The organism is Rathayibacter sp. AY1F6 (genome assembly GCF_002932035.1).
In the GTDB taxonomy this organism is placed as follows: domain Bacteria; phylum Actinomycetota; class Actinomycetes; order Actinomycetales; family Microbacteriaceae; genus Rathayibacter.
On the sequence record NZ_PSVD01000001.1, the window covers coordinates 198,601 to 224,535 of the forward strand.

The following is a 25,935-nucleotide window of genomic DNA, read 5'->3' on the forward strand; positions in this document are numbered from 1 at the left end:
TCCCGCTCAGTCGATGCCGAGGACCTCGCGGACCTGCACCACGTCGTGGTTCATCTGGCGGATGAGGGGCTCGACGCCCTCGTAGGCGACCTGGCCGCGGATCCGGCCGACGAACGCCACGTCGACCACGCGGTCGTAGAGGTCGAGGGTGTCGAGCGTCTGATCGAGCACGTACGCCTCGACCTGCTTGGGCGGCACTCCGACGAAGGTCGGGTTGCTGCCGACCGAGATCGCGGCGGGATGCGTGACGCCGTCGGTGGTGAGCCGGCCCGCGTAGACGCCGTCGGCCGGGATCAGGCCCTGCGACTGCGGCGAGAGGTTCGCGGTCGGGAAGCCCAGCTCGCGGCCGCGCTTCGCTCCGTGCACGACCACGCCGCGGACCACGGGCTCGTGCCCGAGCAGGCGCGTCGCGTGCTCCACGTCGCCCTCGGCCAGCAGCTCGCGGATCCAGGTGGAGGAGACGCGGCGCCCGTCCTCGGGCCGCACGTCGTCGATCAGCTCCACATCGAATCCGTGCTGCCCGCCGAGCACGCGCAGCAGGTCGACGTCGCCCGCTCCCCGGGCGCCGAAGCGGAAGTCGGAGCCGACGAGGACCACGCGGGCCTCGAGCGCCTCCACCAGCACCTGCTCGACGAACTGCTCGGGCGAGAGCGCCCGGAACGCCTCGTCGAAGGTGAGCAGCAGGGTCGCGTCCACGCCGGTCCCGGCGAGGAGCTCGAGCTTCTGCTCGTTGCCGACCAGGACGGGCGGGCACTTCTCCGGCGCGATCACGCTGAGCGGATTGCGGTCGAAGGTGACGACGACGGCGGCGAGCCCCTGCTCGCGGGCCCGCTCGTGCAGCCGGCCGATGACGGCCCGGTGCCCGGAGTGGACGCCGTCGAACTTGCCGATCGTGACGGCGGAGGGTCCGATCCCGGCCAGGTCGCCGGGGCGGGTCTCGACGCGCATCAGGCGGCCGCCCGGGGCGTGCGCCGCCCCTGCACGCGGAGCCACCAGAGGCCGAGCACGGGCAGGACGAGCGGGATGAGCAGGTAGCCGGCGCCGAAGGCCGCCCACACCGTCGACTGGCGCCCGAACGGGTCGGCGCTCGCGAGCCCGAGGAGCTGCGGAGCGAGGAGGCTGAGCGCGCCGACCACGAGCACGCCCACCAGCTCGAAGGTGATCGTCACCCACGCGACGCGCTGCCAGGCGCGGCCCGGGACGATCAGGGCGACAGTCGCGACGATGTACACGACGGCCGAGAGCGCCGAGAGCGAGAACGCCAGCGGCGCCTCGTCGAACCGGTCGATGATCTGGAAGACGGAGCGCCCCGTCGCGGCGAGCGCGAGGATCCCGTAGACCACGACCAGGAGGCTGCCGATCCCGCGCGAGCGGGCGGAACGGTTCGGCTCTCCGCTCCCGGGGGCCGAGGGGACTGAGGGGTCGTGAGCGGCCCGTCCGGACGCATCGCTGGCTGGTTTCGACATCGCACGTCCATGCTAGGCGCTCGCCGGGCCGGGCCCGGTGGCGGACCCGATCAGGCGCTCTGGAAGAACCAGATCTGGTGCATCCGGTAGACCATGACCGCGATCGAGAGGCAGGCGACGCCCAGGATCACGGTGCTCCAGCGGCTCCGCTCGATGAGCGCCCAGAACCCGGCAGCGAGCGGCAGGAGCAGCGCCGAGATCAGGTAGATGTAGTACTCCGGCAGGCTCCCCGACGGGCGGTTGCCGACCAGCGGCGACACGATCGCGACCGCCAGCTGGACGATCAGCAGCAGCTCGACGATCGCCGTCGCGCCGACCGAGACGTCCGAGGGACGGCGGGCGAGCAGCCCGAGCACGAGGCAGAGCAGGCCGGCCGCGACGGCGATCCCCACCTGGAGGATCGTGAACCACTCGATCACGAGGCGGCCGTCCGCAGGTCCTCGGTCGGGAAGTTGACGACGCTCTTGAGCTGGGTGCCGCGCCGCTCGGCGAGGCCGATCAGCCGCTCCCCCGGGCCGACCGCGGCGAGGAGGCCCTTCGCGCCCGCCACCGCCTCCGGGGCCGGGATGCGCTTGCCGTTCGCGAGATCGCCCGCCTCCTGGGCGTCGAGGCGCAGCAGGGGGAACAGCTCGCCCGCCACGAGCGTCGGCGGCAGGAGCGCGGCGGGGACGTCGAGCTCGTCGATCTCGCCGGCCTGGGCCACGGAGAAGGGGCCGACCGCGGTGCGCCGCAGCGCGGTCAGGTGGCCGCCGACTCCGAGGGACGCGCCCAGGTCGCGGGCGAGCGCGCGGATGTAGGTGCCGGAGGAGCAGGTGACGCGCACGTCCAGGTCGAGGAACCCCTCGACCGGGCGGCTCGCCAGGACGGCGAACTCCGAGACGGTCACGGGGCGGGAGGCGAGCACGACCTCCTCGCCGTCGCGGGCGCGGGCGTAGGCGCGGCGGCCGTCCACCTTGATCGCGCTGACCGTGCTCGGGACCTGCTCGATCGCTCCGGTGAGGGCCGCGATCGCGTCGGACACCGACTCCGGGGCGAGGGCCGCGACGAGGGCGGGCTCCGCCGAGGCGAGCACCTCGCCCTCCTGGTCGTCGGTGGTGGTGGAGGAGCCCAGCCGGATCGTCGCCTCGTACTGCTTGTCGAGGCCGACGAGGTAGGTGAGCAGGCGCGTCGAGGGGCCGAGACCGAGGATCATCAGCCCGGTCGCCATCGGATCGAGCGTCCCCGCGTGGCCGACCTTGCGGGTCCCCGCGCGACGGCGGGTCCGCGAGACGAGGTCGTGGCTGGTGATGCCGCCGGGCTTGTCCAGCAGGAGGATCCCGTTCGGAGCCGGGGCGGGGGTCTCGAGCACGGGTGCGAGGATACACGGACGGATCGGGAGTACTCCCGGGGTGGAGCCGGAGCCCTCCCCCGCCCGTCCTAGGCTGTCCGGATGAGGATCGCAGTACTCGGAGCAGGCGCCGTCGGCGGCACCATCGCCGCCCTTCTCGACCGCGCCGGGCACGACGTCGAGGTCACCGCCCGAGGCGACCACCTCACCGCGATCCGCCGGTCGGGGATCCGGCTCGACGGGGCGTGGGGCGAGCACACCGCCTGGGTCCGCTGCGGCGAGTCCCTCGACCTCGTGCCCGATCTCGCCTTCGTCTGCACGAAAGCGCAGGACGCCGAGGACGCGCTGCGCACCAACCGCCGCACGGTCGACGGCACTCTCGTCGTCGTCGTCCAGAACGGACTGGACGGACTCACCGCGGCGGCCCGGCAGGTGCGCGACGCCCGGCTCGTGGGTGCTCTCGCCCTCTTCGCCGCGAGCCACCTCGAACCCGGCCGGGTCACCGTCACGGCTCCTGCCACGACCACGCTCGGCGTCCCCGGCCGCCCGGCCGACGACGACGTCCGACGGGCCGCCGCCGTCCTCGGCGAGGCGGTCCCCACCGCCGTAACCGACGACTTCACCGGAGCGCAGTGGACGAAGCTGCTGATCAACGAGGTCAACGCCCTGCCCGCGATCACCGGGCTCTCGGTCCAGGAGACGATCGACGATCCGGGGCTGCGGCGCGTCCTCGCCCGGTCGATGCGCGAGGCCGCCCGGACGGGCCTCGCGTCGGGCGTCCGCTTCGGCTCGCTGCAGGGACTCTCGAACACGTCCGTCCGCGCCCTGGCCGCCGCTCCCCTGCCCCTGGTCGAGCTGCTCCCCCGCCGGATGGCCGCGCGGATGGGCGAGGTGCCGAACCCCGGGTCGACGCTGCAGAGCGTCCGCCGCGGAGTGCCGAGCGAGATCGACCACCTGGCCGGGGCCGTGGTCCGCAACGCTCACCGCGGCGGGCGCGAGGCACCGGTCAACCAGCTGCTGGTCGACCTGGTGCACGAGGTCGAGCGGGCGGGCGCCTTCGTGCCGCCGGCGGAGGTCGTGCGCCGCGCCGCCCTGGTCTGAGCCCGCGGCCCTGTCGGACGGACGCCGCCCGCGGCGGCGGCCTCCGTCCCGAGGCTCAGCAGGAGTCGGCGAAGAGGCGCCGGGGCTGCTCCGGATCGCGGATGTCGACGAGGATCCCCGCCAGCCGGCGCGGATCCGTCGTGGCGCGGTACGCCGCGTCCACCGGCGGCTCCTGCGTGTCGAGGCGGATGCTGGTGCTCCACGCGCCGCGCAGCTCCGGCCGGAGGGCGAACTCGCCGTCGACGAGCAGCACCGCGTCGCGGCCGGCGGTCCGCCAGCGCGCCTGCCGCGCCTCGTCGCGCACCGCGTCGAAGCCCGCGAGCACGAACCCGGTGCTGCCGCCGAGGGTGAACGGATCGAGCAGGACGCGGCGCAGGAGCTCGTAGTCGTACCCGGCCGCGTAGGAGCGCTGCTCCTCGGGCACGGCGGGGTCGTCCCGATCGGCGCGGGGACGTCGGAAGTCGGCGAGGTGCGCGACGATCGCGTCCTTGCCGGCCCGGCGGAGCGCCTCCGCGAGGTCGAGCGCGAACGCCGCGCTCACCGCGGGGTCGTCGCCGTCGATCCCGACCTTGACCCGTCCGCGCCCGTAGTTGTGCAGCACCTCCGCCGCGAGAGCGTCGAGCACATCGGCCTTCTGCGGAGCCCACCTGGTCATCCGCCCACGATACGCGCCGCCGCCTAGTGTGGGCTGATGCCCTCCGACCCTCTCGCCGACGCGATCACCGCCTGGTTCCGCACGAGCGCCCGCGACCTGCCGTGGCGCCGCGAGGGCTTCCCCGCCTGGGGCACGCTCGTCAGCGAGTTCATGCTGCAGCAGACCCCGGTGGTCCGCGTCGTCCCGCGTCTGGCGGAGTGGCTGGAGCGCTGGCCGACACCCTCCGCACTCGCCGCCGTCCCGCCCGGCGAGGCGGTGCGCGCCTGGCAGTCCCTGGGCTACCCGCGGCGGGCCCTGCGACTGCACGCCTGTGCCGTGGCGATCGCCGAGGAGCACGGCGACGTGGTCCCCGACGACGTCGAGACCCTCCTCGCGCTGCCCGGCATCGGCGACTACACCGCCCGCGCCGTCGCCGTTTTCGCCTACGGGAGGCGGCATCCCGTGGTCGACACCAACGTCCGCCGGGTCCTCGCGCGCGCGGTCGACGGAGCGGCGGAGCCCGGCCCGCCCCGCGCGAGGGCCGACCTCGCTGCGATGTCGGCGCTGCTGCCCGAGTCGCTCTCCGAGGCGGCGGCCTTCAACGCGGGCGCGATGGAGCTGGGGGCGATCGTCTGCACCGCCCGCGCTCCGCGCTGCGACGAGTGCCCGATCCGCGACCTCTGCCGCTGGCGGGCGGAGGGGTACCCCGAGCACACCGGGCCCGTGAAGGCGAAGCAGAAGCGGTTCGAGGGCTCGGACCGCCAGGTCCGCGGCCTCATCCTCGCCGAGCTGCGCGCCGCGCACGGCCCGGTCACCGCGGCCGAGGTGGAGTCTCTCTGGCCGGACGCCGACCAGCGCGGTCGCGCCCTGGCCGGGCTCCTCGCCGACGGCCTGGCGACGGGCGGCCCGGAGGACGGCTACCTCCTCCCCGGCTCCTGAGGGCCCGTCGACCGCCGTCCGCGCCGGAGGAGGCGGGTAGGGTCGGCGCCGTGACCGGTCGCCGCCTCCGCCTCCCCCGCCCCGACGCCGCCGTCGAGCGCGCCCTCGACGTCGACCTCGCCCAGGACGTCCAGCGCGCCCTCGCCGCGGTCCGCGTCGAGAACGACATGCCCGGCCCGTTCCCGCCGGCCGCGCTGGCCGAGGCCGAGCACGCGGACGCCGGAGCGGACGACGAGGACCGCGTCGACCGGACGGACCTCCCCTTCGTGACGATCGACCCGCCCGGCTCGCTCGACCTGGACCAGGCCCGCCACCTGGAGCGCACGTCGGAGGGCGTCGTCCTCCGCTACGCCATCGCGGACGTGCCCGCGGTCGTCCGCACCGGCGGAGCGCTCGACGCCGAGACGCGCCGTCGCGGCCAGACCTACTACCTCCCGGACGGCCGCGTCCCGCTGCACCCCGCGGTCCTCTCCGAGGGGACCGCGTCGCTCCTGCCGGACGAGACGCGCCGAGCGCTGGTCTGGACGCTGACCCTCGACGAGCGGGCGGAGCCGCGCTCGGTGCACCTCGAGCGGGCGCTCGTGCGCAGCGTGGCCCGGCTCGACTACGAGGGCGTGCAGCGCAGCGTCGACGCGGGCGATCCGCACCCCTCCCTCGCCCTCCTCCCCTGGTTCGGACGCGAGCGCCTGGCGCGCGAGGCCGAGCGCGGAGGAGCGAGCCTGACGCTGCCCGAGGAGGAGATCGTCGCCGCCGACGGCGGCTACCGGGTCGAGCGCCGCGCTCCCCTGGCCGTCGAGGGCTGGAACGCCCAGGTCTCGCTGCTGACCGGCATGGCGGCGGCGACGATGATGCTCGACGCGGGGGTGGGCATCCTCCGGACCATGCCCGAGGCCGACCCCGCCACCGTCGCGGCCTTCCGCTCCCGAGCCGCGGCGCTCGGCGTCCCGTGGCCCGAGGAGGAGGCCTACGGCGCCTACCTGCGCCGCCTCGACACCGACGACCCCGCCCAGCTCGCCATCATGTACGCCGCGGCGAGCCTGTTCCGCGGCGCCGGCTACACCGCCTTCGACGGCGCCCCGCCGGAGCATCCCGCGCAGGCGGCCCTCGCCGCGCCGTACGCGCACGTCACCGCGCCGCTGCGGCGCCTGGTCGACCGGTTCGGCCTCGCCGTCTGCCTCGCGGTGTCCCGGGGCGGAACGATCCCCTCGCAGCTGCGCGAGGCGCTGCCCCTGCTCCCGCCGCTCCTCGCCGCGAGCGACCGCCGGGCCGGAGCCGCCTCCCGTGCGGCGACCGCGATCGTCGAGGCCGCCGTCCTCCGCGGCCGCGAAGGAGCCTCCTTCAGCGGGATCGTCGTCTCCTCGGCGCGCACCCGCTCCTCGGTCCAGCTGCTCGACCCGGAGATCACCGTCGACGTCCCGGCCCCGCTCACGCCGGGAGCCCGTGTCGTCGTCGTCCTGGAATCGGTCGACGTCGCCACGGGCTCCGCGGTGTTCGGGCTCGGCGCCTAGTCCTCGTCGTCCTCGCGGGGCTTCACATAGGGGTCGGCCTCGCCGGCGTAGTCCGCCTGAGCGGCGAGCGACTGCACCTGCGAGTCCTGGCTGCGCGCGGCGGCGAGCAGGTCCTCGATGTGCTTCGCGTTCTCGGGCACCGCGTCGAGGATGAACTCGAGCGACGGCGTGAGCCGGGACGTGATGTTCCTGCCCACCTCGGTGCGGAGCATTCCGGTGGCGGCCTTCAGGGCCGCGGCCGAATCGGCGCGCTCCTCGTCGGTGCCGTAGACCGTGTAGAACACCGAGGCGTGCTGCAGGTCGCCGGTCACCTGGACATCGGTGATGGTGACGAAGCCGAGGCGCGGGTCGCGGAGACCGCGCTCGAGCCGCTTCGCGACGATCACCTGGATACGTTCGGCGAGCTTCCTCGCCCGGGCCGGATCTGCCATGGCTGGTCCTCACATCTCTCTCGGCGAACCGTTCAGCTCGCCATTCAACCACTCTCCGCCCGGACGACCGGTCGCGTCCGAGGGGGCCTTGCTTCTGGGGCGTGATGCCCCTCGACCGCGCGTCTGCGACGGCACGGGTGGGGTGCCTTCTCGCGGCTCCCTGATCCTCGGGGACCGGGTGGGGAGGGAAGGCTCAGGTGCCGGATCGGGAGCCGGACGTCGCCCGCAGGCTCGCTGCTCGCGAGCTGCTCGCTCAGCGGGCGCACCCACCGAGACAGGAGCGCCTGATCGGGGTCGGTCTCCCGCACCCGGGGGTGGGGAAGCGCCCACTGGAGGGTCCGCACCTCCGGGACACCGGCGGCCCCCGATTCCTCCCGCAGGGCGCGAGAGGACGAGAGTCCCCTCCCGATCCCGCACGAACAGCGCCGTGAGACGCCGGAAGGCCCGGGCGGACCCGGGCCTTCCAGTGGAGCGGATCAGCCTCGCGGCTTCTCCTTCATCTCGATCGTCTCGATCTCGTCGCCGATCTGGATGTCGTTGTACTTTCCGAGTCCGATACCGGCCTCGTAGTCCGTACGGACCTCCGTGACGTCGTCCTTGAAGCGACGCAGCGACTCGATGGCCAGGTTGTCCCCGACCACGACGCCGTCACGGATGACGCGCGCCTTCGAGTTGCGGGTGATCGTGCCGGAGCGGACGATGACACCCGCGATGTTGCCGAACTTGGAGGAGCGGAACACCTCGCGGATCTCGGCGACACCGGACTGGACCTCCTCGAACTCGGGCTTGAGCATGCCCGTGAGCGAGTTCTCGACCTCTTCGATCGCGTTGTAGATGACCGAGTAGAAGCGGATGTCCACTCCTTCTCGAGCAGCGCGCTCGCGGGCCTTCGGGTCGGGGCGGACGTTGAAGCCCACGATGATCGCGTTGTCGATCGTCGCGAGGTTGACGTCCGACTCCGTGATCGCACCGACACCGCGGTGGATGATGCGCAGCTGCACCGAGTCGTCGACCTCGATCTTGACGAGCGACTCCTCCAGCGCCTCGACGGCACCGGACACGTCGCCCTTGATGATGAGGTTGAGCGACTCGACCTTGCCCTCCTCGAGAGCACGGGTGAAGTCCTCGAGCGAGATGCGCTTGCGGGCCTTGGCCAGCAGGGCGTTGCGCTGAGCGGCTTCGCGCTTCTCGGCGATCTGACGGGCCGTGCGGTCCTCCTCGGTGACGAGGAAGGTGTCGCCGGCGCGGGGCACGGACGAGAGTCCCTGCACCTGCACCGGACGCGACGGCACGGCTTCGAGGACGGCGTTGCCGTTCTCGTCCGCCATCGCACGGACGCGGCCGTAGGCCGTTCCGGCGACGATCGCGTCTCCGACGCGCAGCGTTCCCGACTGGATGAGCACGGTCGCGACCGCACCGCGTCCCTTGTCGAGCTTCGCCTCGATCGCGACTCCGCGCGCCTCCTTGTTGGGGTTGGCGCGCAGGTCGAGACCGGCGTCCGCGGTGAGCAGCACGGCGTCCAGGAGGTCCTGGATGCCGGTACCCGCGCGAGCCGACACGTCGACGAACATGACGTCTCCGCCGTACTCCTCGGCGACGAGCCCGAACTCGGTGAGCTGCTGGCGCACCTTGGCCGGGTTGGCGTCGGGCTTGTCCACCTTGTTCACCGCGACCACGATCGGCACGTTGGCCGCCTGGGCGTGGTTCAGCGCCTCGATGGTCTGCGGCATGATGCCGTCGTCCGCCGCGACCACGAGGATCGCGATGTCCGTGACCTGGGCACCGCGGGCTCGCATGGCGGTGAACGCCTCGTGACCCGGGGTGTCGATGAAGGTGATCGGGCGCTCGATGCCCTCGTGCTCCGCGACGACCTGGTACGCACCGATGTGCTGCGTGATGCCGCCCGCCTCGCCGGCGACGACGTTGGCGTTGCGGATCGCGTCGAGCAGGCGCGTCTTTCCGTGGTCGACGTGACCCATGACGGTGACGACGGGGGGACGGATCTCGAGGTCCTCGTCCGTCTCGTCGTCGAGCTCCTGCTCGAGGTCGAGACCGAAGCCCTCGAGGAGCTCCTTGTCCTCGTCCTCGGGCGAGACGACCTGGATCTTGAAGCCGAGCTCGGAGCCGAGCACCTCGAAGGTGGCCTCGTCGAGCGACTCGGTGGCCGTCGCCATCTCGCCGAGGGCGAAGAGGACGGTGACCAGGTTGCCGGGGGGCACCGGCACGCCGGTCATGGCCTCGATCTTGTCGGCGAAGTCCGAGATCGACGCGCCGCGGCGCAGACGGATGACCGTCCTGCCGTCGCCGCGGGGGACGCTGACACCGCCGAGCGACGGGGCCTCCCTGAGCTCGAACTCCTGACGCTTCGTGCGCTTGGACTTCCGGGCCTTGCTCTTGCCGCCGCCGCGACCGAAGGCTCCTGCGGTTCCACCGCCGGGGCCGCGACCGCGACCGCCGCCGCCACCGGGACGCGGGGCGAAGCCGCCACCGGCACCGGGAGCGCCGCCGGGGCGCTGGAAGCCGCCGCCGGCCGGACGACCGGCACCGCCGGGACGTCCTGCTCCGCCGCCGGGTCCTCCGGGACGCTGGCCGAAGCCGGCGGGGCGCTGGCCCATGCCGGGTCCGCCGGGTCGGGGCGCGCCGGGGCGCGGAGCAGCGGGGCGGGGGATGTTGCCCGGGGTCGGACGCGATCCCATGCCCTGCGAGCTGGCGAAGGGGTTGTTGCCGGGGCGCGGGGCGGCGGGACGCTGTCCCATGCCCTGGTTGCTGGCGAACGGGTTGTTGCCCGGGCGCGGGGTGCCGCCGGGGCGGTTGGAGCCGCCCGAGGCGCCGCCGGGGCGCGGGGTGTTCGCGGCGGGAGCCGGACGCGGGGTCACGGGCTTGGGTCCGCCGGGGGTCGCGCCGGACGCCGGCTTCTCGGCGGCGGCCGGAGCCGCGGGGGCCTCGGTCGGAGCCGGAGCGGCGGCCTCGGCGGGCGCGTCCTTGGCTGCCTGAGCGCGCTGAGCGGCCGCGGCCTCCTGGGCGGCCTGAGCCTGGGCCTGGCGCTCGGCGACCGACATCGGCGGTGCCGGCGCCGGAGCGGGCGGCTTGGCCGGTCCGGGCGTGGGCGCGGACGGACGCGCGCCGGAGGGGCGCGGGGCCCCGGGACGGGCGCCGGCGGCGGGGGCGGCCGGGGTCGCCGACGCTCCCGCGGAGGAACCGCCCTGGCCCTGGAGGGCCTGGCGGAGCTTGCGCGCCACCGGGGGTTCGATGCTCGAGGACGGGCCCTTGACGAACTCGCCGAGCTCCTTCAACTTCGCAAGTGCGACCTTGCTATCGACACCCAGTTCGGATGCGATCTCGTGTACGCGTGGTTTTGCCACTTCTCTCCTGTCTTGGGCCTGCACCCAAGACGGGGGCAGGCGTCACGAACGGACGGGTCTCATTTCGAGCCGCTCATCAGTCTTCGCTCATGATCAGTTCACGGGCCGTTCTGCCTGTTCTCTATGGTGTGATCGTGCGCTGCTCCGGCCCCTCCGGTCGAGGGGCCGAGCCGGTCGGATCGTGCGATGTACTGCTCCAGCTCGCTCGCGTCCACGCTCTCGCGTGTCCGGAACGCTCTTCCGAACGCGCGGCGCTTGACCGCGAGCTCGTAGCAGTCGGCTGTGTCGTGGAGCCACGCTCCCCGACCAGGACGAACGGCACGCGGGTCTACCGCGAGGACGTTCGAGTGGAGGACCAGCCTCAGAAGAGAGGCCCGGGGGGCGCGCAGACGGCAGCCGACGCACGTTCTGACGGCTTCCACTCTACTCCCTCCCCTCCGGGACCGCTCCCCCGCACGGCCGATGCTCGGGGATCACTCCCCGTCCATCACCGAATCGGGCTGGATGTCGATCTTCGCGCCGGTCAGCTTGGCGGCGAGGCGGGCGTTCTGGCCCTCCTTGCCGATGGCGAGCGAGAGCTGGTAGTCGGGGACGAGCGCGCGGACGGCCTTGAGGCTCTGGTCGATCACGAACGCGCTGGTCACCTTGGCGGGCGAGAGCGCGCTGGCGACGAAGGTCGGCAGGTCGGAGGAGTAGTCGACGATGTCGATCTTCTCGTTGTTGAGCTCGGCGGTCACCGCGCGCACGCGCTGGCCGAGCTCGCCGATGCAGGCGCCCTTGGCGTTCACGCCGGGCTCGGTCGCGCGCACCGCGATCTTGGTGCGGTGGCCGGCCTCGCGGGCGAGGGAGACGATCTCCACCACGCCGGACGCGATCTCGGGGACCTCGAGGGCGAACAGCTTGCGCACCAGCGACGGGTGGGTGCGGGACACCTGGACCGACGGGCCCTTGGGTCCGCGGCCGACGCTCGTGACGTAGACGCGGATGCGGCGTCCGTGGCTGTAGTCCTCGCCGGGCACCTGCTCCTCGGGCGAGAGGATCGCCTCGATGGAGCCGAGGTCGACGTGGATCATCCGCGGGTTGGGGCCCTGCTGGATGACGCCGGCGACGATGTCGCCCTCGCGGCCCTTGAACTCGCCGAGCACGTGCTCGTCGGCGATGTCGCGCAGGCGCTGGTTGATGACCTGCTTCGCGGCGAAGGCGGCGATGCGGCCGAAGTCGCGCGGGGAGTCCTCGGCCTCGCCCACGACGGCGCCCTCCTCGTCGAGCTCGGGCACGAAGACCGAGACGTGACCGGTCTTGCGGTCGAGGTGCACTCGCGCGTCGACGGCGGTGGCCTTGTCGGCGTCGTCGGCCTGGCCGATGTGCTTGAGGTAGGCGGTCAGGATCGCCTGCTCGATGATCTGCACGAGTTCCTCGAAGGGGATCTCGCGCTCGCGCTCCATGAGTCGCAGAACGCTCAGGTCGATGTCCACGGGCGGGCCTTTCTCTCTATTCACTTGGATGCCGCGGTGGTGACCGCGGTCGTTCGCCTGCCGGGCTCTCACCCGGATCAGCCCTCAAGGGTACCCGACGCGGCCCGGGGTTCCACCCGCGGATCCTGCCGACGCACGGAGGCCCCGCCTGCCACGGGAAGCGGTGGCGGGGCCCTCGGCGTGTCGGGTCTAGGCGCCCAGTCGGGCGAGCGCCTCGGCGACCGGGAGCTGCTCGCGCTCGCCGGACCGGCGGTCCCACAGCTCGACGATCCCGTCGGCCGCTCCTCGCCCCGCGATGACGATCACGGGCACCCCGATCAGCTCGGCGTCGCCGAACTTGACGCCGGGCGAGACCTTCGGGCGGTCGTCGATCAGCACGTCGCGGCCGGCGGCCTCGAGGGAGGCGGCGACCGACTCGGCGAGCTCGAGAGCCGCCGCGTCCTTGCCGGTCGCGATGACGTGCAGGTCGAACGGCGCGACGTTCGCGGGCCACAGCAGTCCGCGGTCGTCGTGGGTGGCCTCGGCGATGATGGCGAGGATGCGGGTCACGCCGATGCCGTAGGAGCCCATCGTGACGGTGACCAGCTTCCCGTTCTCGTCGAGCACCTTCAGCCCGAGGACGTCGGCGTACTTGCGGCCGAGCTGGAAGACGTGGCCGATCTCCATGCCGCGGGCGGTCTCGATCGGGCCCGAGCCGTCGGGCGCCTCGTCGCCGGTGCGGACGTCCGCGACCTCGACGGTGGCGTCGCCGTGGAAGTCGCGGCCGGCGACCAGGTCGAGGACGTGCTGCCCGGAGACGTTGGCCCCGGTGATCCAGGCGGTGCCGTCGACCACGCGCGGGTCGAGCAGGTAGCGGACGCCGGTCGCCGACTCCTCGCCCAGGACGGCTCCCTCGGCCGACCAGGGTCCGATGTAGCCCTTGACCAGTCCGGGGTGCTTCGCGAAGTCCTCCGCCGTGGCGGCCTCGACCTCGGCCGGGGCGAACGCCACCTCGGCGCGCTTGAGGTCGACGTCGCGGTCGCCGGGCAGGCCGACGATCACGAGCTCGCGGGTGCCGTCGAGCGCGGTGAGCGCGAGGACGACGTTCTTCAGGGTGTCGGCGGCGGTCCAGGCGCGGCCGTCGGGGCGGGGCTGCGTCGCGTTCGCCAGGTCGACCAGGGTCTGGATGGTCGGGGTGTCGGGCGAGTCGAAGACGCGCGCCTCGGGCAGGCCCTCGACGGGCAGCGCCGCGGGGACGGGCGTGCGGTACGCCTCGACGTTCGCCGCGTACCCTCCCGCCGACCGGACGAAGGTGTCCTCGCCGACGGGGGTGGGGTGCAGGAACTCCTCGCTCCGGGAGCCGCCCATCGCTCCGGCGTCGGCCTGCACGATCACGTACTCCAGGCCCAGACGGGCGAAGATCCGCTCGTAGGCGTCGCGCTGGCGCTGGTAGCTCGCGTCGAGGCCGGCGTCGGTGTAGTCGAAGGAGTACGCGTCCTTCATCGTGAACTCGCGGCCGCGCAGGAGGCCCGCGCGGGGCCGCGCCTCGTCCCGGTACTTGTCCTGGATCTGGTAGATCGACAGGGGCAGGTCCTTGTAGGAGGAGTAGAGGTCCTTCACGAGCAGCGTGAAGAACTCCTCGTGCGTGGGAGCCAGCATGTAGTCGGCGTCCTTGCGGTCCTTCAGGCGGAACACGCCGTCGCCGTACTCGGTCCAGCGGCCCGAGAGCTCGTAGGGCTCGCGGGGCAGGAGCGCGGGGAAGTGCACCTCCTGGGCGCCGGCGGCCTCCATCTCCTCGTGGATGATCCGCTCGATGCGGCGCTTGACGCGCAGTCCCAGCGGCAGCCAGGCGAAGACGCCGGGCGCCTGACGGCGGATGTAGCCCGCGCGGACGAGGAGGCGGTGGCCCGCGACCTCGGCGTCGGCGGGATCCTCCCGGAGCGTGCGGACGAACAGATGCGAGAGACGGGTGACCACGAGGGACGATCCTATCCGCTGCGCTCCCCCGGCTCGCGAGGGCGCCGGGAGCCTCAGTCGGGGATCCGCGAGAAGACGACCGCTCCGCCCGTGCCGTCCAGCAGCACGTCGTCGGGGGTGCCGCCGATCGTCATCGGGCCGGAGAGGAGCGCCCGGAGCCGGATGGCCTCGGGGCTCGGCGTGTCGGAGCAGGTGTCGGAGCCGGTCACCTCGTCGCCGGGGATCAGCACGCCGTCGTCGATCCGGTAGGCGGCGCTGACCACGAGGCAGCCGGTGCCGACGACCAGGGTCGGCGCACCCCCGACGCTCTCCGAGCGGAGGCGGACGCGGGCGTCCTCGACCCAGGCCGTGTACGGGGTCTCCCCCTCTGCCGCGGTCAGCACCCAGCGGTCGCAGCCGAAGGGGTCCTGCGGGCTGCGGCTGTCGATGCACTCGCCGGCCTCGGAGGACGGGCCGCTGCGGAGCGCGGCGACACCGGAGGCGAGGAGCGCGGCGGCGACGACCACGAGCGCGAGGCGCAGTGCGGGGCGGACCACGTCGATCCGCCCCGCGCCGTCAGTTCGCGCCGACGGTGACGACCGGGGCTCCGGTCGAGGTGTCGTCGGCCGGCATCTCGGCGGCAAGGCGGTTGGCCTCCTCGATGAGGGTCTGGACGATCTCGGCCTCGGGGACGGTCTTGATGACCTCGCCCTTGACGAAGATCTGGCCCTTGCCGTTGCCGGAGGCGACGCCCAGGTCGGCCTCGCGGGCCTCGCCGGGTCCGTTGACGACGCAGCCCATGACGGCGACGCGCAGCGGGACGCTCATGCCCTCGAGGCCGGCGGTGACGTCGTTGGCGAGCGTGTAGACGTCGACCTGCGCGCGGCCGCAGCTGGGGCAGGAGACGATCTCGAGCTTGCGCTCGCGGAGGTTCAGCGACTGGAGGATCTGCAGGCCGACCTTGACCTCCTGCGCGGGCGGGGCCGAGAGGGACACGCGGATGGTGTCGCCGATGCCCTCGCCGAGGAGGATGCCGAAGGCGGTGGCGGACTTGATCGTCCCCTGGAACTCGGGGCCGGCCTCGGTGACGCCGAGGTGGAGGGGCCAGTCGCCGCGCTCGGCGAGCTGGCGGTAGGCCTTCACCATGACGACGGGGTCGTTGTGCTTGACCGAGATCTTGAAGTCGTGGAAGTCGTGCTCCTCGAAGAGGCTGGCCTCCCAGACGGCGCTCTCGACGAGGGCCTCGGGGGTGGGCTTGCCGTACTTCTGCAGGATGCTCGGCTCGAGCGAGCCGGCGTTGACGCCGATGCGGATCGAGACGCCGGCGGCCTTCGCGGCGGCGGCGATCTTGCCGACCTGGTCGTCGAACTTGCGGATGTTGCCGGGGTTCACGCGGACCGCGGCGCAGCCGGCGTCGATCGCGGCGTAGACGTAGTTGGGCTGGAAGTGGATGTCGGCGATGACCGGGATCTGGCTCTTCTTGGCGATGATCGGCAGCGCCTCCGCGTCGTCGCGGCTCGGCACCGCGACGCGGACGATGTCGCAGCCGGACGCGGTGAGCTCGGCGATCTGCTGGAGGGTCGCGTTGATGTTCGTCGTCGGTGTGGTGCACATCGACTGGACGCTGACCTGCGCGTCACCGCCCACGAGCACCTTGCCCACCTTGATCTGGCGGGACTTGCGGCGGGGGGCGAGGGTCATGGGGACCTTGGGAAGACCCAGATTCACTGCTGGCACGCGCCCCATCGTACGCGCGCCGCGGTACCCCTCGTCCGCTCGCCGCACCTTCCCAGCCGCCGCCCCTCCTGCGGGCCTCGGAACCCGCCCACCGCACCTGCTCTCAGCCCGAGACCGCACGACGATCCGCGGTCGCCTCGCTCCCGAGCCGAACCGCCGATCCCGTCCCAGCGATTCACCTCAGACGGTCGCAGCCCCGAGGCGAACGGGTGAATCGCATCCCAGCGTTTCGCCCCAGCCGTCCGCACCCCGCTCCACCCACGCCCCCACCCCGAGAAGCCGACCGCGCCACGCCGGGCGAGGACCGGCGTGGAATCCAACTCAGAACAGCGTGATCGGCTTGACGATGTCGGCGTAGATGAGGAGGGCGCTCATGCCGCCGAGGACGAGGACGACGACGTAGGTGAGCGGGAGCAGGCGGGCGATGTCGACGGGGCCGGGGTCGCGGCGTCCGAAGAGCTTGGCGATCCGGCGGCGCAGGCCCTCCCAGAGGGCGCCGGCGATGTGGCCGCCGTCCATGGGGAGCAGCGGCACCAGGTTGAAGACGAGGAGGGCGACGTTGAGCGAGGCGAGGACGCCGACCATCGTCTGCACCTTCGACACGACGGGGAGCTGGTCGGAGGCGGCGATCTCGCCCGCGATCCGGCCCACTCCGACGACGCTGATCGGGCCGTTGGCGTCGCGCGCCTCCGAGCCGAACGCCGCCTGGGCGACGTCGATGAGGCGCTGCGGCAGGTTGAGGATGACGTGGGCGACGCTGGTGATGTTCGACCAGACCGTCTCGGGCACCGCGGTGACCGGCTGCTGCGCGAGGGCCGATGTGGGCGAGATGCCGATGAAGCCGACCGTCTGCGTCTCGATCGCACCGGAGGCGTCGGTGACGGGGGCGCCGTTCGCGTCGGTCACCGCGACCTCGTTCTCGGCGGGGGTGATCGTGAGGGTCAGCGGCGCGCCGTCGCGCTGGACGGACACGCTGAGCGGGACGCCCGCGGAGCGCTGGATGATCGGGGTCAGGTCGTTCCAGGTGCTCACCGGAGTGCCGTCGATCGCCGTGATCGTGTCGCCCGGCAGCAGGCCGGCCGCGGCTCCGGGTGCCAGCGGGTCGTCGGCGGTGCAGGTCGCGGTCGCGCGCTGCGACTCCGGGACCACGCACTGCGAGACCGCGGCGAGGGTGCTGGTGCTCTGCGGGATCCCGATGCCGCAGAGGAGGACGGTGAAGAGGACCGTGGCGATCACGAGGTTCATGAAGGGGCCGCCGGCCATGACGATCACGCGCTTCCACACGGGGAGCCGGTAGAACGCGCGATGGTCCTCGCCGTCGCCGATCGTCTCGGCGCTGGCGGCACGGGCCTCGTCGATCATCGTGGCGTAGGCGCCGCGCCGGGGCTCCTCGAGCTGGGCCTCGGAGGACGCCAGGCCGTTGAAGAAGCCTGTGCTCGACTCCGTGGGCCGGTCCCCCGGGTGCTTCGGCGGGTACATGCCGATCATGGCGATGTAGCCGCCGAGCGGGATCGCCTTGACGCCGTACTCCGTCTCGCCTCGGCGCCGGGAGAAGAGGGTCGGCCCGAACCCGATCATGTACTGCGTGACCTTGACCCCGAACAGCTTGGCGGGGAGCAGGTGCCCGACCTCGTGCAGGGCGATGGAGAGGGCGACGCCGACGGCGATGATGACGACGCCGAGGACGAAGAGCAGCACGGATTCCACCGACACACTGTAGGCCGGGCCCGCCCGTCCACGCTGGGGTGCGCCTGCACGGATCCGATGAACTCCGCGGCCGAGCGGATCAGCGGCGCGACGTCCGCCGACACGGATCCGCGGAGAAGGAGCCCGTTCGGATGACCCCTGGTCAGACTCCGGCGATCCGCTCGTCCGCCGTGCGGCGCGCCCACTCCTCCGCCGCGGCCAGCGACTCGCGGGTCAGCGTGCCGTCGACGCTGTGCGCGTCGACCACCGCCTCCACCGTCTCGAGGATGTCGAGGTAGCCGATCCGCCCCGCGTGGAACGCCTGCACGGCCTGCTCGTTCGCCGCGTTGAACACGGCCGGGTAGGAGGCGCCCGCCTCCCCGACGCGCTTCGCGAGCCGGACCGAGGGGAACGCCTCCTCGTCCAGCGGCTCGAACGTCCAGGAGTGGGAGCGGGTCCAGTCGAGCGGGACGCCGACCCCGGCGACGCGGTGCGGCCAGTCGAGGCCGAGCGAGATCGGGAGCCGCATGTCCGGCGGCGACGCCTGGGCGATCGTCGAGCCGTCGACGTACTCGACCATCGAGTGGATCACCGACTGCGGGTGCACGGTGACGTCGATCCGGTCGTAGGGCACGTCGAAGAGCAGGTGCGCCTCGATCACCTCGAGCCCCTTGTTGACCAGAGTGGAGGAGTTGGTCGTGACGACCAGGCCCATGTCCCAGGTCGGGTGTGCGAGCGCCTGCGCCGGGGTGACGTCGCGGAGGGAGGCGCGGTCGCGTCCCCGGAACGGCCCGCCGGACGCGGTCAGCACGAGGCGGCGGACCTCGCGGTGCTCGCCCGCGAGGAGGGCCTGGGCGATCGCGGAGTGCTCGGAGTCGACCGGCACGATCTGGCCCGGACCGGCGAGCGAGGTGACGAGCTCGCCGCCGACGATCAGCGACTCCTTGTTGGCGAGGGCGAGCGTCCTGCCCTCCTCGAGCGCCGCGAGCGTCGGGCCGAGCCCCACCGAGCCGGTGATCCCGTTCAGCACGACGTCCGCGTCGACCGAGCGGATCAGCTGCTCGGCCTCGTCCGCACCGAACGCCGTGTGCTCGACGCCGAACGCGGACGCCTGCTCGGCGACCGCCGCCCGGTTCGAGCCGGCGGCGAGGCCGACGACCTCGAACCGCTCGCGGTTCGCGCCGATGACGTCGAGAGCCTGCGTGCCGATGGACCCGGTCGAGCCGAGGATGATGACCCTGCGCATCCGCCCATCCTGGCACGGAGCACCCAGCGCCTCCCCGTCAGCTGATGGCGAGGATGTCGACCACGAAGACGAGGGTGTCGGTCCCGCTGATCCCCGCGTTCTGGTTGCCCTGGTCGCCGTAGCCCTTCGACGGCGGGATGGTGACCAGCACCTGCGAGCCGACGGTCTGGCCGACCACGGCCTCCTTGAAGCCCTCGATCACGTCGCCGGTGCCGAAGGCGGCGGGAGCGGGCTTCCCCCAGCTCTGGTCGAACACCTCGCCGGTGCCCCAGACCACGCCCTGGTACTGCACGATCAGCTGGTCGCCGTCGGCCACGGTCGCGCCGCTCCCCTTCTTGAGGACGGCGAGCTGCAGGTCGGCGGGCGGGTCGGTCGAGGGGATGGTGACGGTGGGCGCCCCGTCCTCGGCGAGCGCCACCGTCGGCAGGCCGTCGACCGGGGGCTGCGGCTCGCCGTCGGCGGCGGTCGGCACGATCTGCTCGACGTCGATCACCATGACGATCGAGTCGGTCGCGGCGATGCCGAACTGGCTCTGCCCGGCGTCGCCGAACGCGTCGGCCGGGGGAACGACGGCGACGACGCGCGAGCCGACGGTCGCGCAGTTGACGGCCTTCACGAGGCCGGCGAGGTACTGGTCGGTGTCGACCTCGAAGGCCGCGCGGCCACCGGACGCGTAGCTGCTCGCCGAGAACTCGGCACCGCTCGTCCCGTTGTAGAGCGTGTAGTCGACCAGCACGGTGTCGCCCTCGGCGACCTCCTCGCCGGTGCCCTCGATCGCGACGGAGCGCTCGGTGGCGTCCACGCTGACCGGGCTGGGGAACACGGTGACCGGCTTGGTGGCGAAGTCGCCGCTGGTCTGCACCGCGGCGGTCGCCTCGCCCTCGGTCGCGCAGCCGAGCGGGGTGGCGGAGGCGGACGGCGCTGCATCCGGCTCCCCGGGGGTGCAGGCCGCCAGGCTCAGGGAGGCGCCGAGGACGGCGAGGATCGCGAGGGTTCTGCGCACAGGGGCACCTTTCGTGACCGGCGGCGGCCGGTGGACGTTCGGGGATCGCCTCCATCCTGCACGGCGCGCCTCGCAACGCGCTGGGTGCGGGTCCTCGAACGGTCCCAGGCCTACCATCGGGGCATGCGTGAATTCTCGGTCCCCCAGTCCCGAGAGCTCGTCACCGAGCTCCCCGGCCCGCGCTCCGTCGCCCTCCAGGAGCGCCGCGTCGCCAGCGTCTCCCGCGGCGCCGGGACGCTCGCGAACATCTACATGGACCACGCGTCGGGCGCGGTCCTGGTCGACGTCGACGGCAACCGCCTGATCGACCTCGGCTGCGGCATCGGAGTGACCACCATCGGCCACGCGCACCCCGCGGTCGCCGCGGCGGCCGCCGCGCAGGCCGAGAAGCTGACGCACACCCTCTTCACTGTCACTCCGTACGAGAACTACGTCCGGGTCGCCGAGAAGCTCGCCGAGATCACCCCCGGGGACTTCGAGAAGCACTCGATCCTGGTCAACTCCGGCGCGGAGGCGGTCGAGAACGCCGTCAAGATCGCGCGGAAGTTCACCGGCCGCCGCGCCATCGCGACGCTCGACCACGCCTTCCACGGCCGCACCAACCTCACGATGGCGATGACCTACCGCCCCTGGCCGGAGCGCGCGGGCATGGGCCCCTTCCCGGGAGAGATCTACAGCCTCCCGATCAGCTACCCGTTCCGCGACCCCGAGGGCATGACGGGCGAGGAGGCTGCCGAGCGCACCATCGACTACATCACCACCCACATCGGCGCGCAGGAGCTGGCCGCGCTCTTCGTCGAGCCGATCCAGGGCGACGGCGGCATCATCATCCCGGCGCCGGGCTACTTCCGCCGCCTGTCCGAGTTCTGCACCGAGAACGGCATCGTCTTCGTCGCGGACGAGATCCAGGCCGGCATCGCCCGCACCGGCACCTGGTACTCCATCGAGCACCACGGCGTGGTCCCGGACCTCATCACGACGGCCAAGGGCATCGCCGGCGGCTTCCCGCTCGCCGCCGTCACCGGCCGAGCCGAGATCATGGACGCCGTGCAGCCCGGCGGCATCGGCGGCACGTTCGGCGGCAACCCCGTCTCCACCGCCGCGGCGCTCGCGACGTTCGAGGCGATCGAGTCCGAGGGCCTGCTGGAGGAGGCGCAGCGGGTCGAGCGCCTGCTGCAGGCGCGGATCGGCGACTGGGCCGAGCGCTTCGCGGTCGTGGGCGAGGTCCGCGGCAAGGGCGCCATGTGGGGCGTCGAGCTCGTCCACCCGGGCACGAAGAAGCAGTACCCGGAGGCGCTCACCGCAATTCTGAAGCACGCCACCACGAACGGCGTGATCGTCCTCGACGCGGGCAGCTGGGACAGCGTGCTGCGGATCATGCCGAGCGTGGTCATCAGCGAGGAGCTCATCGACGACGCCGCGACGGTCATCGAGGAGGCGCTCGCCCAGTTCGGCTGATCCGCCGCATGACCGGAGCGGCATGGACGCCCCGGTAGCTTCGTCGGAATGCGGATCGACGACGACCACGAGAGGCCGACTCCCCCGGGGATCGGCCTCTCCGCGCGTCTGGCGCGCCTGTCCATCGGCGGCGTCGGCCGGCTGGTCTACCGGCCGATCGTGGAGGGGCGCGACAACGTCCCGGCCGAGGGACGCGTGATCCTGGCGGCCAACCACCTCTCGTTCATCGACTCCCCGGTGCTGACGCTGCTCGCCCCGCGGCCGGTGCAGTTCCTGGCCAAGTCGGACTACTTCACGGGGACCGGCGTGCGGGGCGCCCTCTCGCGCGCCTTCTTCACGAGCGTCGGAGCCGTCGCGGTCGAGCGCGGCGCCGGCCAGGCCGCTCAGGAGGCGCTGGACCTCGGCCGGGCGATCCTCGAGCGGGACGAGGCGTTCGCCGTCTACCCCGAGGGCACCCGCTCCCGCGACGGGCGCCTCTACAAGGGCCGCACCGGAGTGGCGTGGCTCGCCCTCACCACGGGCGCGCCGGTGGTCCCCGTCGGCATGATCGGCACGCAGGAGCTCCAGCCGGTGGGCACGAGGGTGCCGCGCCTGCACCGGATCACGGTCCGCTTCGGGGCTCCGCTGGACCTCTCGCGGCACGGCTCCGCCGACTCCGGCCGCGCCCGACGCCACGCCACCGACGAGGTGATGGCGGCCGTCCACGCGCTCTCCGGGCAGGAGCTCGCCGGTGCGTACAATGAGTCGCCGCCGACGACCACGGTCGAGCGCATCCGCCGGGCGCTCCCGCACGAGCGCCGCTGAGCCTCAGCGCGCGGACGCCTCCGGCTCGTGGGCGACGGGGAAGTTCACGGAGTTGGCGATGAAGCAGAGCCGGGAGGCCTCGGCGTGCAGCGTCTGGGCGATCGCCACCATCGACTCCTCGGCGACAGTGACGCGGGGCCGGAGGGTCACCGAGGTGAAGCGGCCGCTCTCCCCCTCCTGCAGCATCGAGCCCACCGCGTCGTCCGTGTAGCCGGTGACGACGACTCCGTTCTTGACCGCCACGTGCAGGTAGGAGAGGAGGTGGCACTGCGCGAGCGCCGCGAGGAGCAGCTGCTCCGGGTTCCAGCGGTCGGCGTCGCCCCGGAAGGGCGTGTCGGCCGAGGCGAGGATGGGCGCCGGGCCCTCCGCCGTGACGGTCAGCTGGCGCCCGTACTCGCGGTAGCCGCTCGTGCCGGTGCCCCGGTCGCCCTCCCAGACGACGGACACCGCGTACTCGTGCTCGGACTTCATCGGGCTCCTCCTCGACGGCGGTGGATCAGGCCGGTCGCGCCGGTCTGGACCCCTGGACGCGGAACCCCCGCGGGTAGACTCCGAGGACCATGACAGACACGCTCGCCCCCCAGGTTCCCACGTCCGCAGTCCCCCAGGAGCGGCGCGTCGCGACCGAGATCCCCGGGCCGCGATCCCGGGCCCTGCACGAGCGCCGCCTCGCCGTCGTGCCCACCGGCGTCGGCACAGCGCTCCCCGTCTACATCGACCGCGCGCACGGCGCGATCCTGGTCGACGTCGACGGCAACAGCTTCATCGACCTCGGCGCCGGCATCGGCGTGACGACGATCGGGCACACCGACGACTCCGTCGTCGCGGCCGCCGCGGAGCAGCTCGCGCGCCTCACGCACACCCTCTTCACCGTCACTCCGTACGAGCCCTACATCCGCGTCGCGGAGCTGCTGGCCCAGCACACCCCCGGCGACTTCGCCAAGAAGACCGTCCTGGTCAACTCCGGTGCCGAGGCGGTCGAGAACGCCGTCAAGATCGCGCGCAAGCACACCGGCCGCCCCGGCGTCGCGGTGCTCGACCACGCGTACCACGGACGCACGAACCTCACGATGGCCATGAACTTCAAGGCGCTGCCCTACGGCCTGGGCTTCGGACCCTTCGCCAGCGACGTCCACCGTGCGCCGAGCTCGTACCCGTACCACGACGGCCTGTCGGGAGCCGAGGCCGCCCAGCGCGCGATCTCGTACCTCGAGAAGACCGTCGGCGCGTCCGCCCTGGCCTGCCTCGTCGCCGAGCCCATCCAGGGCGAGGGCGGCTTCATGGTCCCCGCCGACGGCTTCCTCCCGGCACTGCAGGAGTGGTGCACGGCCAACGGCATCGTCTTCGTCGCCGACGAGATCCAGTCGGGCATGGCCCGCACCGGCGCCTGGTTCGCCAGCGAGCACCTCGGCCTCGTCCCCGACCTCGTCCTCTCGGCCAAGGGCATCGCCGGCGGCCTGCCGCTCGCGGGCGTGACGGGCCGCGCCGAGATCATGGACTCGGCGCAGGCCGGCGGACTGGGCGGCACCTTCGGCGGGAACCCCGTCGCCGCCGCCGCCGCCGTCGCGGTCTTCGAGCGCATCGAGCGCGAGGGCCTCCTCGCCGAGGCCGATCGGATCGGCGCACGCCTGGGCGCGGCGCTTCGAGGCCTGCAGGAGCGCTACGACATCATCGGCGACGTCCGCGGCATCGGCGCGATGATGGCGATGGAGCTCGTGCAGCCCGGCACCGCCGGCACCACGAAGGAGCCGAACGCCGTCGCGGTCCAGGCGATCATCGACTACGCCGCCCAGCACGGGGTCCTCGTGCTGAGCGCCGGCACCTACGGCAACGTGGTCCGCTTCCTGCCGAGCCTCGCCCTCACCGACGAGCTGCTCGACGACGCCGTGTCGGTCATCGCCGACGCGTTCGCCACCCTCTAGGCGCGATCCTCCGAAGGCCACCGCGGGCGCCGAGGCGCTCCCCGGTGGCCTTCGGCGTCTCCGGGAACGCGGGACCGGTCCACGCATCGGGCAGGATGGGGGGATGCCAGCAGGAACCTTCACCGTCGCCGAGTCCGTCGAGCTGGCCGTCGTCGAGCGATCCGGGTTCGTCGAGTCGCGCCACGCCGGCTCCGCCGTCCTCCTCGACTCCGAGGGCCGCGTCGCCCGCAGCCTCGGCACCCCGACGGCTCCCGTCTTCCCCCGCTCCTGCCTCAAGCCGTTCCAGGCCCTCGCGGTGATGACCGCCGGAGTCGAGCTGAACGGCGCGGAGGCGGTCATCGCCACCGCGAGCCACGCCGGCATCCCCCAGCACGTGGCGCTGGTGCAGAACCTGCTCTTCCGCGCCGGCCTGGACCACACCGCCCTGCAGTGCCCGGCCGACTGGCCCGGCGACTCCGGGACCCGCGCTCAGCTGCTGCGGGCGGGCGCGACTCCGGACCCGCTCTACATGAACTGCTCGGGCAAGCACGCGGCGATGCTGCTGGCCTGCGTGCAGAACGGCTGGAGCACCGAGGACTACCTCGAGCGGACGCACCCGCTGCAGCAGCACATCGTCGACACGATCGAGCGCCTCACCGGCGAGCGCGTCGTGGCCTCGGGGATCGACGGCTGCGGAGCTCCCGTGCACGCCCTTCCTCTGACCGCGCTGGCGAAGGGCGTCTCACGGATCGTGTCCTCCTCCCCCGCCTCACCGTTCGGCCTCTACCGCCAGGCCGGCGTCCTCACGGCCGCGATCCTCGAGAACGCGTGGGCGATCGACGGCCCGGGCCGGGACAACACCGTCGTGATCGAGCGCCTGGGCCTGGTCGCCAAGCTCGGCGCCGAGGGCGTGCTCGTGATGGCCTCGCCCGACGGCACCACCGTCGCCCTGAAGATCCTCGACGGGAGCCTGCGCGCCGCGACCGTGGTCGCGCTGAAGCTCCTGGTCGAGGCGGACGCGGTGGACCGGACCGCGGCGAACGACGTGCTGGTGCGGCTGAACCCGGTCGTGTCGGGCGGCGGGCGCCCGGTCGGCGCGATCCGCGCCTCCTACGTCTGACCGCACGTCCCGGCACGCCCTGAGCTACTGCTCGCGCGCGAGGCGCTTCGCCCGGGCCGCCGCGGAGACCTGCGTGATCACCACCACGAGGATCGCCAGGACGAACACCGCCGATGCGATGACGTTCGCCTCCGCCGGGATGCCGCGCGCCGCCGCGATGTAGATGTACTTCGGGAACGTGGTGACCGATCCGGAGTTGAAGTTCGTGATGATGAAGTCGTCGAAGCTCAGCGCGAACGAGAGCAGCGCCGCGGCGAGGATGCCGGGCAGCAGCAGCGGGAAGGTGATCCGCCAGAAGACCTGGTTCGGCGACGCGTAGAGGTCGCGTCCCGCCTCCTCCAGCTTCGGGTCCAGGCTCGCCACCCGCGCCTTCACGGTGACCACGACGAAGCTGATGCAGAACATCGTGTGCGCCAGCACGATCGTGACCAGCCCCTTCTCGGCGCCCACGCTGAGGAACTGCGCGGCGAGGCCGGCTCCGAGCACCACCTCCGGAGTCGCCATGGGGAGGAACAGCAGCAGGCTGATCGCCGACCGGAACCGGAAGCGGAACCGCACGAGCGCGATGGCGATCATGGTGCCGAGCGCAGTGGCCAGCACGGTGGCGATCACACCGACCAGCAGGCTGTTCCCGAAGGCGGTCATCACCTCCTCGCTGGTCCAGGCCGACACCCACTTGTCGAGGGTGAACCCGCGCCAGGCGAGGTTGCTCTTCCCCGAGTCGTTGAAGGAGAAGACGAAGGTGTACCCGATAGGGATGAGCAGGAAGAGCAGCGCCAGCGCCGTGTAGACGCCGAGCCCG

General features: G+C 72.7%; 24 protein-coding genes. 7 read left to right on the top strand and 17 right to left on the bottom strand.

Annotated elements, in window-relative coordinates; translation table 11 throughout:
* Nucleotides 1–6: 6 nt before the first annotated feature.
* From C5C44_RS00925 to truB, 4 genes are read right to left on the bottom strand one after another with little or no spacing between them, the layout of a single operon-like run.
* Nucleotides 7–948, bottom strand: a complete 942-nt coding sequence (locus C5C44_RS00925) for a bifunctional riboflavin kinase/FAD synthetase (RefSeq protein WP_104249656.1) — start codon at nt 946–948, stop codon at nt 7–9.
* The gene (locus C5C44_RS00930; RefSeq protein ID WP_258066596.1) at nt 948–1,466 is read right to left on the bottom strand and encodes a hypothetical protein; all 519 of its coding nucleotides are present in this window, start codon (nt 1,464–1,466) and stop codon (nt 948–950) included. Before C5C44_RS00930 ends, C5C44_RS00925 begins: the two co-directional genes overlap by 1 nt.
* A 50-nt stretch (nt 1,467–1,516) precedes the next feature.
* The gene (locus C5C44_RS00935; RefSeq protein ID WP_104223058.1) at nt 1,517–1,885 is read right to left on the bottom strand and encodes a hypothetical protein; all 369 of its coding nucleotides are present in this window, start codon (nt 1,883–1,885) and stop codon (nt 1,517–1,519) included.
* Nucleotides 1,882–2,814, bottom strand: coding sequence for a tRNA pseudouridine(55) synthase TruB (gene truB / locus C5C44_RS00940; RefSeq protein ID WP_104223057.1), 933 nt, complete (start codon nt 2,812–2,814; stop codon nt 1,882–1,884). The genes C5C44_RS00935 and truB overlap by 4 nt, the downstream gene beginning before the upstream one ends.
* A gap of 81 nt (nt 2,815–2,895) precedes the next feature.
* Between truB and C5C44_RS00945 the strand changes: the two genes are divergently transcribed.
* Nucleotides 2,896–3,894 (top strand): ketopantoate reductase family protein, encoded by a 999-nt coding sequence (locus C5C44_RS00945; protein ID WP_104335091.1) that lies wholly within the window; start codon nt 2,896–2,898, stop codon nt 3,892–3,894.
* 55 nt (nt 3,895–3,949) lie between these two features.
* Here C5C44_RS00945 and C5C44_RS00950 read toward each other — a convergent pair whose 3' ends face one another.
* Nucleotides 3,950–4,549: a hypothetical protein gene (locus C5C44_RS00950; RefSeq protein WP_146082085.1), complete on the bottom strand. Its 600-nt coding sequence runs from the start codon at nt 4,547–4,549 to the stop codon at nt 3,950–3,952.
* Between the two features lie 36 nt (nt 4,550–4,585).
* On the opposite strand from C5C44_RS00950, the gene C5C44_RS00955 reads away from it, so the two are divergent.
* Together C5C44_RS00955 and C5C44_RS00960 are read left to right on the top strand one after the other, a co-directional pair.
* Nucleotides 4,586–5,467, top strand: coding sequence for an A/G-specific adenine glycosylase (locus tag C5C44_RS00955; protein ID WP_104335092.1), 882 nt, complete (start codon nt 4,586–4,588; stop codon nt 5,465–5,467).
* 50 nt (nt 5,468–5,517) lie between these two features.
* Nucleotides 5,518–6,975 (top strand): ribonuclease catalytic domain-containing protein, encoded by a 1,458-nt coding sequence (locus tag C5C44_RS00960; protein WP_258066597.1) that lies wholly within the window; start codon nt 5,518–5,520, stop codon nt 6,973–6,975.
* Here C5C44_RS00960 and rbfA read toward each other — a convergent pair.
* From rbfA to C5C44_RS01010, 10 genes are all read right to left on the bottom strand, one after another.
* Nucleotides 6,972–7,406, bottom strand: coding sequence for a 30S ribosome-binding factor RbfA (gene rbfA / locus C5C44_RS00965; RefSeq protein WP_104223052.1), 435 nt, complete (start codon nt 7,404–7,406; stop codon nt 6,972–6,974). The two genes, C5C44_RS00960 and rbfA, sit on opposite strands and share 4 nt — an antisense overlap.
* 476 nt (nt 7,407–7,882) lie before the next feature.
* Nucleotides 7,883–10,768, bottom strand: coding sequence for a translation initiation factor IF-2 (gene infB / locus C5C44_RS00970; protein WP_104246572.1), 2,886 nt, complete (start codon nt 10,766–10,768; stop codon nt 7,883–7,885).
* 98 nt (nt 10,769–10,866) lie between these two features.
* Nucleotides 10,867–11,190, bottom strand: coding sequence for a YlxR family protein (locus C5C44_RS00975; protein WP_104225593.1), 324 nt, complete (start codon nt 11,188–11,190; stop codon nt 10,867–10,869).
* 51 nt (nt 11,191–11,241) lie between these two features.
* The gene (nusA, locus tag C5C44_RS00980) at nt 11,242–12,243 is read right to left on the bottom strand and encodes a transcription termination factor NusA (RefSeq protein WP_104225180.1); all 1,002 of its coding nucleotides are present in this window, start codon (nt 12,241–12,243) and stop codon (nt 11,242–11,244) included.
* Between the two features lie 189 nt (nt 12,244–12,432).
* The gene (locus tag C5C44_RS00985; RefSeq protein WP_104327283.1) at nt 12,433–14,199 is read right to left on the bottom strand and encodes a proline--tRNA ligase; all 1,767 of its coding nucleotides are present in this window, start codon (nt 14,197–14,199) and stop codon (nt 12,433–12,435) included.
* A 53-nt stretch (nt 14,200–14,252) separates the two neighbouring features.
* The gene (locus tag C5C44_RS00990) at nt 14,253–14,735 is read right to left on the bottom strand and encodes a hypothetical protein (RefSeq protein WP_104225178.1); all 483 of its coding nucleotides are present in this window, start codon (nt 14,733–14,735) and stop codon (nt 14,253–14,255) included.
* 19 nt (nt 14,736–14,754) lie between these two features.
* Entirely contained in the window at nt 14,755–15,915 is a 1,161-nt protein-coding gene (gene ispG, locus C5C44_RS00995) for a flavodoxin-dependent (E)-4-hydroxy-3-methylbut-2-enyl-diphosphate synthase (protein ID WP_173244694.1), read from the bottom strand.
* Between the two features lie 321 nt (nt 15,916–16,236).
* Nucleotides 16,237–17,622: an RIP metalloprotease gene (locus C5C44_RS01000; RefSeq protein WP_258062217.1), complete on the bottom strand. Its 1,386-nt coding sequence runs from the start codon at nt 17,620–17,622 to the stop codon at nt 16,237–16,239.
* Nucleotides 17,623–17,764: 142 nt separating this feature from the next.
* Nucleotides 17,765–18,847 (bottom strand): 1-deoxy-D-xylulose-5-phosphate reductoisomerase, encoded by a 1,083-nt coding sequence (locus C5C44_RS01005; RefSeq protein WP_104335093.1) that lies wholly within the window; start codon nt 18,845–18,847, stop codon nt 17,765–17,767.
* A gap of 37 nt (nt 18,848–18,884) precedes the next feature.
* Nucleotides 18,885–19,850, bottom strand: a complete 966-nt coding sequence (locus tag C5C44_RS01010; RefSeq protein WP_159939270.1) for an FKBP-type peptidyl-prolyl cis-trans isomerase — start codon at nt 19,848–19,850, stop codon at nt 18,885–18,887.
* 123 nt (nt 19,851–19,973) lie between these two features.
* On the opposite strand from C5C44_RS01010, the gene C5C44_RS01015 reads away from it, so the two are divergent.
* On the top strand, nt 19,974–21,308 hold the full coding sequence (locus C5C44_RS01015; protein WP_104223043.1) for an aminotransferase class III-fold pyridoxal phosphate-dependent enzyme: 1,335 nt from the start codon (nt 19,974–19,976) through the stop codon (nt 21,306–21,308).
* Nucleotides 21,309–21,356: 48 nt separating this feature from the next.
* Nucleotides 21,357–22,112 (top strand): 1-acyl-sn-glycerol-3-phosphate acyltransferase, encoded by a 756-nt coding sequence (locus C5C44_RS01020; protein WP_104223042.1) that lies wholly within the window; start codon nt 21,357–21,359, stop codon nt 22,110–22,112.
* A gap of 3 nt (nt 22,113–22,115) precedes the next feature.
* On the opposite strand, the gene C5C44_RS01025 is transcribed toward C5C44_RS01020, so the two are convergent.
* Nucleotides 22,116–22,583, bottom strand: coding sequence for an OsmC family protein (locus C5C44_RS01025; RefSeq protein ID WP_104223041.1), 468 nt, complete (start codon nt 22,581–22,583; stop codon nt 22,116–22,118).
* A gap of 89 nt (nt 22,584–22,672) precedes the next feature.
* Between C5C44_RS01025 and gabT the strand changes: the two genes are divergently transcribed.
* Nucleotides 22,673–24,034, top strand: coding sequence for a 4-aminobutyrate--2-oxoglutarate transaminase (gabT, locus tag C5C44_RS01030; protein WP_104223040.1), 1,362 nt, complete (start codon nt 22,673–22,675; stop codon nt 24,032–24,034).
* 103 nt (nt 24,035–24,137) lie between these two features.
* Nucleotides 24,138–25,133, top strand: coding sequence for an asparaginase (locus C5C44_RS01035; protein ID WP_104223039.1), 996 nt, complete (start codon nt 24,138–24,140; stop codon nt 25,131–25,133).
* Nucleotides 25,134–25,157: 24 nt separating this feature from the next.
* On the opposite strand, the gene C5C44_RS01040 is transcribed toward C5C44_RS01035, so the two are convergent.
* Complete coding sequence (locus C5C44_RS01040) at nt 25,158–25,913, bottom strand: ABC transporter permease (RefSeq protein WP_258060352.1); 756 nt, start codon at nt 25,911–25,913, stop codon at nt 25,158–25,160.
* Between the last annotated feature and the right edge of the window lie 22 nt (nt 25,914–25,935).

What these genes read in the sequence shown, in the direction of transcription:
- C5C44_RS01020 (WP_104223042.1), top strand. Translation starts at nt 21,357, where the DNA reads ATGCGGATCGACGACGACCACGAGAGGCCGACTCCCCCGGGGATCGGC.
- C5C44_RS01025 (WP_104223041.1), bottom strand. Translation starts at nt 22,583, where the DNA reads ATGAAGTCCGAGCACGAGTACGCGGTGTCCGTCGTCTGGGAGGGCGAC.
- C5C44_RS01035 (WP_104223039.1), top strand. Translation starts at nt 24,138, where the DNA reads ATGCCAGCAGGAACCTTCACCGTCGCCGAGTCCGTCGAGCTGGCCGTC.
- C5C44_RS00925 (WP_104249656.1), bottom strand. Translation starts at nt 948, where the DNA reads ATGCGCGTCGAGACCCGCCCCGGCGACCTGGCCGGGATCGGACCCTCC.
- rbfA (WP_104223052.1), bottom strand. Translation starts at nt 7,406, where the DNA reads ATGGCAGATCCGGCCCGGGCGAGGAAGCTCGCCGAACGTATCCAGGTG.
- C5C44_RS01015 (WP_104223043.1), top strand. Translation starts at nt 19,974, where the DNA reads ATGCGTGAATTCTCGGTCCCCCAGTCCCGAGAGCTCGTCACCGAGCTC.
- C5C44_RS00950 (WP_146082085.1), bottom strand. Translation starts at nt 4,549, where the DNA reads ATGACCAGGTGGGCTCCGCAGAAGGCCGATGTGCTCGACGCTCTCGCG.
- C5C44_RS00955 (WP_104335092.1), top strand. Translation starts at nt 4,586, where the DNA reads ATGCCCTCCGACCCTCTCGCCGACGCGATCACCGCCTGGTTCCGCACG.
- C5C44_RS00930 (WP_258066596.1), bottom strand. Translation starts at nt 1,466, where the DNA reads ATGTCGAAACCAGCCAGCGATGCGTCCGGACGGGCCGCTCACGACCCC.
- C5C44_RS01005 (WP_104335093.1), bottom strand. Translation starts at nt 18,847, where the DNA reads ATGCGCAGGGTCATCATCCTCGGCTCGACCGGGTCCATCGGCACGCAG.
- gabT (WP_104223040.1), top strand. Translation starts at nt 22,673, where the DNA reads ATGACAGACACGCTCGCCCCCCAGGTTCCCACGTCCGCAGTCCCCCAG.
- C5C44_RS00945 (WP_104335091.1), top strand. Translation starts at nt 2,896, where the DNA reads ATGAGGATCGCAGTACTCGGAGCAGGCGCCGTCGGCGGCACCATCGCC.